Annotated in this window: 12 protein-coding genes and 2 pseudogenes; 4 read left to right on the plus strand and 10 right to left on the minus strand. The window is 63.8% G+C overall.

Translation table 11 applies throughout. The features are described 5' to 3' along the window. Nucleotides 1-18 precede the first annotated feature (18 nt). Nucleotides 19-1128 (minus strand): alkene reductase, encoded by a 1110-nt coding sequence (locus NCS28_RS30730; RefSeq protein WP_250517559.1) that lies wholly within the window; start codon nt 1126-1128, stop codon nt 19-21. A gap of 269 nt (nt 1129-1397) precedes the next feature. Here NCS28_RS30730 and NCS28_RS30735 point away from each other — a divergent pair, with 269 nt between their 5' ends. Continuing rightward, the gene (locus tag NCS28_RS30735; RefSeq protein WP_250517560.1) at nt 1398-2516 is read left to right on the plus strand and encodes a Gfo/Idh/MocA family protein; all 1119 of its coding nucleotides are present in this window, start codon (nt 1398-1400) and stop codon (nt 2514-2516) included. A 14-nt stretch (nt 2517-2530) separates the two neighbouring features. Next, on the plus strand, nt 2531-3484 hold the full coding sequence (locus NCS28_RS30740) for a LysR family transcriptional regulator (protein WP_250517561.1): 954 nt from the start codon (nt 2531-2533) through the stop codon (nt 3482-3484). Here NCS28_RS30740 and NCS28_RS30745 read toward each other — a convergent pair. Continuing rightward, nucleotides 3457-3825, minus strand: a pseudogene (locus tag NCS28_RS30745) (GNAT family N-acetyltransferase); the annotation flags it as partial. The gene NCS28_RS30740 and the pseudogene NCS28_RS30745 overlap by 28 nt on opposite strands. On the opposite strand from NCS28_RS30745, the pseudogene NCS28_RS30750 reads away from it, so the two are divergent. Next, nucleotides 3824-4396 (plus strand): annotated as a pseudogene (locus NCS28_RS30750) (helix-turn-helix domain-containing protein); the annotation flags it as partial. The pseudogenes NCS28_RS30745 and NCS28_RS30750 sit on opposite strands and share 2 nt — an antisense overlap. Before the next feature lie 27 nt (nt 4397-4423). Here NCS28_RS30750 and NCS28_RS30755 read toward each other — a convergent pair. Beyond that, complete coding sequence (locus tag NCS28_RS30755) at nt 4424-5311, minus strand: SDR family oxidoreductase (protein WP_250517562.1); 888 nt, start codon at nt 5309-5311, stop codon at nt 4424-4426. Between the two features lie 98 nt (nt 5312-5409). On the opposite strand from NCS28_RS30755, the gene NCS28_RS30760 reads away from it, so the two are divergent. Then, on the plus strand, nt 5410-6237 hold the full coding sequence (locus NCS28_RS30760; protein WP_250517563.1) for a helix-turn-helix transcriptional regulator: 828 nt from the start codon (nt 5410-5412) through the stop codon (nt 6235-6237). Nucleotides 6238-6241: 4 nt separating this feature from the next. Here the strand turns inward: NCS28_RS30760 and NCS28_RS30765 are convergent, their stop codons facing one another. The 7 genes from NCS28_RS30765 to NCS28_RS30795 form a co-directional block, all read right to left on the minus strand. Next, nucleotides 6242-6943 (minus strand): SDR family NAD(P)-dependent oxidoreductase, encoded by a 702-nt coding sequence (locus NCS28_RS30765; protein WP_250517564.1) that lies wholly within the window; start codon nt 6941-6943, stop codon nt 6242-6244. A gap of 201 nt (nt 6944-7144) precedes the next feature. Next, nucleotides 7145-7402 carry a hypothetical protein gene (locus NCS28_RS30770; RefSeq protein WP_250517565.1) on the minus strand — a complete coding sequence of 86 codons (258 nt, stop codon included), beginning with the start codon at nt 7400-7402 and terminating at the stop codon, nt 7145-7147. A 45-nt stretch (nt 7403-7447) separates the two neighbouring features. After that, on the minus strand, nt 7448-7705 hold the full coding sequence (locus NCS28_RS30775; protein ID WP_250517566.1) for a hypothetical protein: 258 nt from the start codon (nt 7703-7705) through the stop codon (nt 7448-7450). Nucleotides 7706-7747: 42 nt separating this feature from the next. Then, nucleotides 7748-8005, minus strand: a complete 258-nt coding sequence (locus NCS28_RS30780; protein WP_250517567.1) for a hypothetical protein — start codon at nt 8003-8005, stop codon at nt 7748-7750. 588 nt (nt 8006-8593) lie between these two features. Further along, nucleotides 8594-8851 (minus strand): hypothetical protein, encoded by a 258-nt coding sequence (locus NCS28_RS30785; protein WP_250517568.1) that lies wholly within the window; start codon nt 8849-8851, stop codon nt 8594-8596. Nucleotides 8852-8896: 45 nt separating this feature from the next. Beyond that, on the minus strand, nt 8897-9154 hold the full coding sequence (locus tag NCS28_RS30790; RefSeq protein ID WP_250517566.1) for a hypothetical protein: 258 nt from the start codon (nt 9152-9154) through the stop codon (nt 8897-8899). Between the two features lie 42 nt (nt 9155-9196). Continuing rightward, nucleotides 9197-9454 carry a hypothetical protein gene (locus NCS28_RS30795; protein WP_250517569.1) on the minus strand — a complete coding sequence of 86 codons (258 nt, stop codon included), beginning with the start codon at nt 9452-9454 and terminating at the stop codon, nt 9197-9199. Nucleotides 9455-9537: the final 83 nt, after the last annotated feature.

The following is a 9537-nucleotide window of genomic DNA, read 5'->3' on the forward strand; positions in this document are numbered from 1 at the left end:
CGGCAAACTCCGGCGATTTCACACAGCGACGGCCTGCTCGTCGCGAAACGGATAATCGGTGTAGCCCGCTTCCGTCCCGCCGAAGAAGGTCGCGCGGTCGTACGGATTGAGCGGCAAGTGCTTGCGCAGGCGCTCCGGCAAATCCGGATTCGCGATGAAATGCCGGCCGAACGCGACCAGATCGGCGTCGCCGGACTGGACGATCGCTTCGGCGCTGGCGCCGTCGAAGCCGCCCGCCACGATGATCGGACCATGGAAACGCGCGCGCAGCGTCTTCGCCGCGACCGGCGTCTGATCTCGCGATTCGTCCTCGACATTGCCCGAGATACGCGGCTCGATCAGATGCAGATACGCAATGCCGAGCGTGTTTAGTTCCGTCGCGACGTAGGCGAAGAGCGTCTGCGGATCGCTGTCGGACATATCGCCCCACGAGCCGCTCGGACCGAGGCGCACGGCGACCTTGTCCGCGCCCCAGACATCGATCACGGCGCGCGTCGTATCGAGCAGCAGGCGCGCGCGGTTCGCGATCGCGCCGCCGTATTCGTCGGTGCGGCGGTTGCTGCCGTCTTGCAGAAACTGGTCGAAGAGATAGCCGTTGGCCGCATGCAGTTCGACGCCGTCGAAGCCCGCCGCGACGCCGCGCGCCGCCGCCGCCCGAAAACTCTCGACGATGCCCGCGATCTCCGCCGTTTCGAGCGCACGATTCGGCGTGTTCGGCACCCATCCCGCCTCGGTGTACGCGACGCCGCCGTGCGGCACCTCCGACGGCCCGACGGGACGGCCGCCGCCGGGCTGCAACTGTGCGTTCGACTGCCGCCCCGCGTGGTAAAGCTGAAGAAAGATGCGGCCGCCTTTGGCGTGCACGGCATCGGTGACGGCTTTCCATCCGGCGATCTGGCTGTCGTCGTAGAGGCCGGGCGCGCCGAGATAGCCGTTGCCCTCCGGCGCGGCGATGGTCGCTTCGCCGATCAGGAGCGCGCCGGGCGACGTGCGCTGCGCGTAATACTCGGCCATCAGCGGGCCGGGACGCGCGCCCGATTCGGCGCGCATGCGGGTGAGCGGGGCGAGCACGACGCGATGGCCGAATTCATAGGCGCCGACTGCGACGTGCGAAAAAAGTTTGGACATTTCGTTTCTCCACTATTCCAGGTAGCTGTTGCGTGACGCCGATGACCGGCGACGCTTGACCCGGACTGTAGACGCGACAAGTCCCGAGAAAAACCGCCCGCGAGTTCAGTCACCCCGGACGCGCATGTCCGCAATCGCGCCTCGCCCAGCCGCGGCGGCAAAGCGGCCATTGTTTGGGTGAGCAGAACAGTCATGTCGTCCTTGCGGCATTTATCCGGTCGACCGCCGTTCCGATAATCCACGCCACCTTTTCGGAGATTGGAAACATCATGGAAACATCACACATCGCCCCGCTGCGCGTGGGCGTGATCGGCGTCGGCAACTGGGCGCGGCACGGCCATCTGCGGGTGCTCGAACTGCTGCCGCAATACACGCTGCAAGCCGTGTACAGCCATCGGCGCGAGGCCGCGGAAGAGGCGGCGCGCGAGTATCGGTTCGGGCGCGTGGCGGCATCGATCGATGAACTCGTCGACAGCGCCGACATCGATCTCGTGATCGTGCTCAACACGGCGCCCCAGCATGCGGAGACGGTGAAGCGCGCGATCGCCGCGGGCAAGGATGTCTACTGCGAATGGCCGTTGGCGACCACGCTCGCGCAATCGCAGGAACTGCTTGCGCTGGCCGAAGCGCGCGGCGTGCGGCATGTCGTCGGCTTGCAGCGCCGGCTCGCGCCGCATAACCGTTATGTGCGCGATCTGATCGCGCAAGGTTATGTCGGCGAATTGCGTTCGGTGCGCATGCACGTGAGCGTGAATTACTTTCAGGCGATGCGCTCGCGCGCGCTCGAATGGACGGTGCCGCCCGAGAACTTTTCGTCGATCGTTTCGATTTACGGCGGCCATTTTCTCGACATGCTGCTCCACGCGACGGGCTGGCCTAAGTCGATCGCCGCACTCACGCCGAATCAGTTTCCGGTCGTCACGATCAGGGAAAGCGGCGTGTCGATGCAAACCACCGCGCCCGATCAGCTCGTGCTCGCGGGCGCGCTCGGCGGCAACGCGGTTTTGTCGGTGCATATCGAGGGCGGCAAGCGCAACGGGTCGGGCGTGCAGATCGACATCACGGGAACGGAAGGCGATTTGCGCATCACGAACACGTCCGCGTTCGGCGATGTCGGCGACGATTACCGCATCGTCGGCGCGCATGGCGACAAGGCGCCGCTCGAGCCGCTCGATGTGCCGCGGCGTTATCATCGGTTGCCGGAATCGGGCCTGCCTTCCGCCGTGCTGGAACTGGCCGAGCTTTACCGGGCCTACGCGGAAGACATAGCGCACGGCACGCATACCGCGCCCACTTTTGCCGACGCCGTGCGCATGCACGCACTGATCGATCGCGCACAGGCATCGTATGCGTCGCGTCGATTCATGGCGATCGAATCGGCGGAATGACGGAGAGTCTTGCGATGAACGAGTCATCGAGCGCAGGCGCGACGAGCACCGCCGCCGCGCGCGCGCCCGGCGCGCTGGATCACATGAGCGGCATGGTCGTCTTCACGCGCGCGGCGGAAACGCTGAGCTTCGCGGAAGCCGGGCGGCAACTCGGGCTCTCGGCGTCGGCGATCGGCAAGGCGGTCGCGCGGCTGGAAACGCGCGTTGGCGTGCGGCTCTTTCATCGCAGCACGCGCAGCGTGCGCCTTACGCCCGAGGGCGAGCTGTTTCTCGGGCGATGCCAGCGCATCCTCGGCGAGATCGAAGAGGCCGAGTCCGAGCTGGCGATATCGCGCGCAAAGCCGATGGGCCGTCTGCGCGTGAGCATTCCGCTCGTCGGCACGCTGCTGATGCCGGTGCTTTCGGCGTTCATGCGCACGTATCCCGAGGTGCAGCTCGATATCGATTTCAGCGACCGTCTCGTCGATGTCATCGAGGATGGTTTCGATGTCGTTCTGCGCACCGGCGACGCGGTCGATTCCCAACTCACGATGCGCACGCTCGGGCATTACACGCATCTGATCGTCGGCTCGCCGGGCTATCTCGAAGCGCGCGGCGTGCCCGCGACGCCGGAAGCGCTCGGCGCGCATGCGTGTCTGCAGCATCGCTTCTCGCGCACCGGGCGTCTCAGGCGCTGGACGTTCGTACGCGATGGCGCGCCCTTCGAGGTCGAGCTTCCGTCGACGGCCATCGCGAGTGCGGTCGAGCCGCTCATCGCGCTGGCGGAGCAAGGACTTGGTCTCACCAGCGTTCCCGATTACGCCGTGCGCGCGCAACTCGCCGATGGCTCGCTCGTCGCCGTGCTGCGCGATTTCACGGCGGACCGCATTCCGTTTCGCGCGCTCTGGCCGTCAGGGCGCATGACGCCGCCGAAGGTGCGCGTGTTCGTCGACTTCCTGCATCAACACTTGTTTCCGGGCGCGGCATGACTGATCTGCGTGAGCGCGAACGCGTGGCGCAATTCGAAGCCGAGCCGTTCATACAGGCCGATGGCGCTCTCGTTGTGACTGAAAACATGCAGAAACGGCGTAGCGCCGCGTAGCCCGATTTCCCTGCGCAGGATATTCATCAGCCGGCCGGCGAGACCGCGTCCGCGACAGCGCTCGTCGACGCACACCGCGCTGATCTCGATATGAGCGTCGATGGCCATGCGTTCGCCCGCCATTGCAATGAGTTCCCCGTGCTCCCGAATCCCGATGTAGCGGCCCATCTCGCGCGTGCGCCTGCCGAACGGGCCCGGTCTGGTGCGTTGCACGAGCGCGAGCATGTCGACGAGCTGGTGGCTCGCGCCGTTGTTTCGACAGCGCTATCCCGGCGTGCGCCTCGACAGCACGCGCATGGTGGTGCCGTCGGGCGAGTTCGCGACGGCCGGCGCCGCGATGGGGCATCTCGATCTCGCGCTGTGGCTGATGAATCAGGCGAGCCCTGCGCTGGCGTCGACGGTGGCGCGTTATCTGATCGTGGACGCGCGTCCGTCGCAGGCGCCTTACATGATTCCGGATCATCTGGCGCGCGCAGACCCGATGGTCGAGCGCTTCGAACGCTGGGCACGCGCGCGGCTCGCGCAGGGTTTTTCGCTCGACGCCGCCGCGCACGCACTCGCGACGAGCACGCGCACGTTGCAGCGGCGTATCGAGGCGGTGCTCGGCAAGTCGCCGCTGTCTTATTTTCAGGACCTTCGCGTGGAGCGGGCGGTGCATCTGCTGCAGTCGAGCCAGCTCGATATCGAGGCGATTGCCGCCGAGGTCGGTTATGTCGATGGCGCGACGTTGAGGACCCTTTTGCGGCGGCGGCTCGGGCGGGGCGTGAAGGAGATACGGGCCGGCGCTGCCGAAGCTTGATGCGGGCAACCGCGCGCGAGCCGATGGTCAGACGTAACGCGCTTCGTCCAAGTCCGCGATGAGCGTCGGTCCCACCGGTTTCCAGCCCAGCCGCGCCTGCGTCGCCGCGCTCGACGCGGGCATGTCAAGGCCGACGAACATCGCCATCCAGCCGAAATGCGCGGCTGCATCGTCGGGGGAAATCGTTACGACCGGCAGCTTCAGCCCACGGCCGAGCGCCTCGGCGATCGCGCGGCTCTCGATGCCTTCCTCGCCCACCGCGTGATACCGCGCGCCGCGATCCGCTTTCTCCACGGCGAGCCGATAGAGACGCGCGACATCGGATACATGGCCCGCCGGCCAGCGATTGCCGCCGTCGCCCACATAAGCGCACACGCCCTTTTCTCGCGCGATGGCGATGAGCGGCGTGATCAGCCCTTGCTTCAACGGATCGTGAACTTGCGGCAACCGCACCACCGACACGTTGATGCCCGCGTCGAGCAATGCGTGCCCCGCCAGCTCCGACGCGATGCGCGGATTGGGATGACGTGTGTTGAAGACATCCTCGGTCGCCGGTTCGCCGTGCTCGCCGCTGCCCATGCCGGTGCCCGACGTGATGACGAGCGGACGATCCGAGCCCGCGAGCGCGGCACCGAGCGCGGCGATCGCGCGCTTGTCCTTCTCGCAGTTTTCGGCGAAGCGCGAGAAATCGTGATCGAAGGCCGTATGGATCACGGCGTCCGCGTTCGCGGCGCCGCGCGTCAAACTGGCCGGATCTTCCAGCGTGCCGCGATGCACGTCGGCGCCGGCATCGGCGAGCGCTTGCGCGCCCGCATCCGAGCGCGTCATGCCGATCACCTCATGGCCTGCCTCGATGAGTTCGGGAACGATGGCCGAGCCGATGAATCCGGTCGCGCCCGTCAGAAAAATACGCATCGTGAAGACTCCTGGAACGTTTGACCCTTACTATCCGATGATTTTCTATCCCGTTAAAGTAGTGACGTTATCCCGGTAAAAAGACTAACAGGCTTCCTATGGCAGTGGACACGGCGAGATCGTTCGGCGATTTTCTGAAAAGCCGCCGAACGCGTCTCGACCCGGCGAGTTTCGGCTTCTCCGGGCGCAGACGCACGCCCGGCCTGCGGCGCGAGGAGGTCGCGCAGCGCGCCAATATCAGCCCGACCTGGTACACGTGGCTGGAGCAGGGACGCGGCGGCGCGCCTTCGGCGGATGTGCTGGAGCGCATCTGCGGCGCGCTGATGCTGACCGATGCCGAGCGCGAGCATCTCTTCATGCTCGGGCTGGGGCGACCGCCCGAGGTGCGTTACCGTTCCGTCGATGGCGTCAGCCCGCGGCTGCAGCGTCTGCTCGATTCGCTGCAATCGAGCCCGGCGATCGTCAAGACGCCGACCTGGGACGTCGTCGCGTGGAATCGCGCCGCGGCCGTCGTGCTGACCGATTACGGCGCGCTGCCGCCCGGCGAGCGCAATATCCTGCAGTTCCTGTTCCGCAATCCCGAGGTTCGCGCGAGACAGCACGACTGGGAAAGCGTGGCGCGTTTCGTCGTCGGCGCGTTCAGGGCGGACGTGGCGCGGGCGGGTCTCGTGTCGGAAGTCGGCGCGCTCGTGGAAGCGCTTTGCCACGCGAGCGCGGAATTCGACGCGCTATGGCGCGACAACGAAGTGCACAGTCACGAAGACGGCGGCGGCATCAAGCGTCTGTTGCATCCGACGCTGGGTTCGGTCGAACTGGAATATTCGGCGTTTTCGGTCGATGGCCGGCCGGACCTCGGCATGATCGTCTACACGCCGCTCGATGAAGCGATGGCCGACAGAATCGCGACCCTCGCCGCACGCCCCTAGCGCCTCAGAACTTCTCCACCCACGGCCGCAGCTCGATTTCCCACGTCCAGGCACTGCGATGCTGGCGCAGCACATCGAGATAGGTCTGCGCGATGGCATCGGGATCGAGCGTGCTGTCCGGCGCATCAGGCGGATCGGCGCGTTGATCGGACCGAACGCTGCCGTCGATGACGAAATGCGCGACATGAATGCCCTTCGGCGCGAGTTCGCGCGCGGCGCTCTGCGCGAGGCCGCGCAACGCGAACTTGCCCATCGCAAACGGCGCGGAGAGCGCGAATCCCTTGACGCCGGCCGTCGCGCCGGTCAGCAGGATCGCGCCCTTCGCGGCGGGAATCATGCGTCGAGTGGCCTGCTGGACCGCGTGGAACGCGCCGAATGCCGAGACGGCTACGGCCTGTTCGACCGCCGCCGCGTCGAGCTCCGCGATGGGCCCGCGAACGCGCCCGCTCGCGTTATAGATCACGATTTCCGGCGCGCCGATGCGTGCATCGGTTTCCGCGAAAATTGCCGCCGTTTGGCCGGCATCGGATGCATCGACGGGCAGTGCGATCGCGCCGGTTTCATCGACGAGTGCGGACAGCTTGTCGACGTTGCGCGCCGCGATGACGACAGGAATGTTCTCGGCGCGCAGACGCCGGGTCAGAGAGCCGCTGATGCCGCTGCCGGCGCCGATGATGAGGGCGCTGCGGTAAGGAAGTGTGCTCATGGCTTCACGCTCGGATGGGTGACGAAGCCGATGATAACCGCGGCTTGAAATCGGCGCGCGATCGACCGGGGTGCAGTGTGAAGCGCAGGGGAAGGGTGTCTTATGAACCAGTCCTTGTCGATGATCTCTTCGCGCCGACACCGAAGCCTGAAGAGAGGAGAAGGAAGCGCGTTTGTTCCTTCTCCTGTCGACGGTATTGCTTCAGAGCTTCACGCCATGCAGGAGGCTGCCGATCGAATCCAGCGACTTCGTGATGTTCTTCAGATCGACGTTGGTGTACTGCGATGCATCGACCTGCGTCACCGGCGCCACGTTGATCTGCGGGCTGGCGAAGGCGAAACCGCTGATCGAGTTGTAGTTCACGCCGTTGTTCTGGAAGATGCTCGCGCCGCCGACGATAGCGCCCATTTCAGCGCGGCCGAGTTCTTTGCTGACAGCGAGGTTGTCGATTTTCAACATGATGTTTCTCCTGATAACTTGAATGGATGATTGATCGAGGCTTGCTTAGAGTTTCACGCCGCCGAGCACGCTGCCGACCGCGTCGAGCGACTTCGTCACGTTCGTCAGATCGACGTTCGTGTGCGTCGAGGCATCGACTTGCGTCACGGGAGCGACGTTGGTCTGCGGGCTGGCGAAAGCAAAACCGCTCACCGAGTTGGCATTGATGCCGTTGTTCTGGAAGATGCTCGCACCGCCGACGATGGCGCCCATTTCGGCACGGTCGAGTTCTTTGCTGACAGCGAGGTTATCGAGTTTCAACATGACGGTTCTCCGGAATGATGTGTGATTGGATGAATGAGTGGATCAGAGCGCGACGCCGCCGAGCAGGCTGCCGACCGACGAGAGCGACTTGGTGATGTTCTTCACGTCGACGTCGGTGTGTTGCGAGGCATCGACTTGCGTGACCGGTGCGACGTTGGTTTGCGGGCTGGCGAAAGCGAAGCCGCTGATCGAGTTGGCGTTGATGCCGTTGTTCTGGAAGATGCTTGCGCCGCCGACGATGGCGCCCATTTCAGCACGGCCGAGTTCTTTGCTGACAGCGAGGTTAACGATCTTCAACATGATGTAGCTCCTGGATTCGGTTGGTTGGATGAGCACCAATCGTTGCGCTCGCAGCTACATATGCGAGGGCTGTGCCAGGCGAGCCTAGAAGATCCGTTCGATCCGTCTAATACATTGATTTCATAGAGAAAATTAATAGGTGATCCCCGGATGGTCGGAGTTTTGGGCCATCGGCAACGGGCCAGTTGTTGGTCGCTGAAGAACAGAAGATCGAGACTTGTCGGTGAACGACGAACAGGAAGCGTCACGGACGTGAAGATTAAGAAGGCATTCTCTTTCCGAATGGACGATTCGGAACCCGCACTATAGAGAGCAATGCTAATAAATAGCGGATGAACAATCACGAGTGGTTCGCGACGCATCGGTTGGGTTGATCCGTTGGATGCCGGAAGACAGACGGTCGGCGTATGTCGGTGCTGAACTGACAATGCGAATCGGCGAATGCCATTGCCGAAATATGCCTGCGGAAAGACGGCCGCGTGAATCCGCGCGTTGCGCGCGAGGGCCTGTGAGTCGATGACGAAGCGCAAATGCGAAGAGAGGGAGAAGGAAACGTCTTGGTTCCTTCTCCCTTCGAGAGACGATTCCTTACAGCTTCACGCCCTGAAGCAGGCTTCCGACCGACGACAGCGACTTCGTCACGTTCGTCAGGTCGACGTTCGTGTGGGTCGAAGCATCGACTTGCGTCACCGGCGCGACGTTGGTTTGCGGGCTGGCGAACGAGAAGCCGCTCACCGAGTTGTAGTTCACGCCGTTGTTCTGAAAGATGCTCGCACCGCCGACGATAGCGCCCATTTCAGCGCGGCCGAGTTCTTTGCTGACCACGAGGTTGTCGATTTTCAACATGATGTTTCTCCTGATAACTTGAATGGATGATTGATCGAGGCTTGCTTAGAGCTTCACGCCGCCGAGCACGCTGCCGACCGCGTCGAGCGACTTCGTCACGTTCGTCAGATCGACGTTGGTATGCGTCGAGGCATCGACTTGCGTCACGGGAGCGACGTTGGTCTGCGGGCTGGCGAAAGCGAAGCCGCTCACCGAGTTGGCATTGATGCCGTTGTTCTGGAAGATGCTCGCACCGCCGACGATAGCGCCCATTTCGGCACGGTCGAGTTCTTTGCTGACAGCGAGGTTATCGAGTTTCAACATGACGGTTCTCCGGAATGATGTGTGATTGGATGAATGAGTGGATCAGAGCGCGACGCCGCCGAGCAGGCTGCCGACCGACGAGAGCGACTTGGTGATGTTCTTCACGTCGACGTCGGTGTGTTGCGAGGCATCGACTTGCGTGACCGGTGCGACGTTGGTTTGCGGGCTGGCGAAAGCGAAGCCGCTGATCGAGTTGGCGTTGATGCCGTTGTTCTGGAAGATGCTTGCGCCGCCGACGATGGCGCCCATTTCAGCACGGCCGAGTTCTTTGCTGACAGCGAGGTTATCGATCTTCAACATGATGTAGCTCCTGGATTCGGTTGGTTGGATGAGCACCAATCGTTGCGCTCGCAGCTACATATGCGAGGGCTGTGCCAGGCGAG

The sequence above is a fragment of the Caballeronia sp. INDeC2 genome, from assembly GCF_023631325.1.
GTDB lineage: Bacteria > Pseudomonadota > Gammaproteobacteria > Burkholderiales > Burkholderiaceae > Caballeronia.

What these genes read in the sequence shown, in the direction of transcription:
- NCS28_RS30730 (WP_250517559.1), bottom strand. Translation starts at nt 1,128, where the DNA reads ATGTCCAAACTTTTTTCGCACGTCGCAGTCGGCGCCTATGAATTCGGC.
- NCS28_RS30785 (WP_250517568.1), bottom strand. Translation starts at nt 8,851, where the DNA reads ATGTTGAAAATCGACAACCTCGTGGTCAGCAAAGAACTCGGCCGCGCT.
- NCS28_RS30770 (WP_250517565.1), bottom strand. Translation starts at nt 7,402, where the DNA reads ATGTTGAAAATCGACAACCTCGCTGTCAGCAAAGAACTCGGCCGCGCT.
- NCS28_RS30795 (WP_250517569.1), bottom strand. Translation starts at nt 9,454, where the DNA reads ATGTTGAAGATCGATAACCTCGCTGTCAGCAAAGAACTCGGCCGTGCT.
- NCS28_RS30790 (WP_250517566.1), bottom strand. Translation starts at nt 9,154, where the DNA reads ATGTTGAAACTCGATAACCTCGCTGTCAGCAAAGAACTCGACCGTGCC.
- NCS28_RS30765 (WP_250517564.1), bottom strand. Translation starts at nt 6,943, where the DNA reads ATGAGCACACTTCCTTACCGCAGCGCCCTCATCATCGGCGCCGGCAGC.
- NCS28_RS30740 (WP_250517561.1), top strand. Translation starts at nt 2,531, where the DNA reads ATGAACGAGTCATCGAGCGCAGGCGCGACGAGCACCGCCGCCGCGCGC.
- NCS28_RS30775 (WP_250517566.1), bottom strand. Translation starts at nt 7,705, where the DNA reads ATGTTGAAACTCGATAACCTCGCTGTCAGCAAAGAACTCGACCGTGCC.
- NCS28_RS30780 (WP_250517567.1), bottom strand. Translation starts at nt 8,005, where the DNA reads ATGTTGAAGATCGTTAACCTCGCTGTCAGCAAAGAACTCGGCCGTGCT.
- NCS28_RS30755 (WP_250517562.1), bottom strand. Translation starts at nt 5,311, where the DNA reads ATGCGTATTTTTCTGACGGGCGCGACCGGATTCATCGGCTCGGCCATC.
- NCS28_RS30735 (WP_250517560.1), top strand. Translation starts at nt 1,398, where the DNA reads ATGGAAACATCACACATCGCCCCGCTGCGCGTGGGCGTGATCGGCGTC.
- NCS28_RS30760 (WP_250517563.1), top strand. Translation starts at nt 5,410, where the DNA reads ATGGCAGTGGACACGGCGAGATCGTTCGGCGATTTTCTGAAAAGCCGC.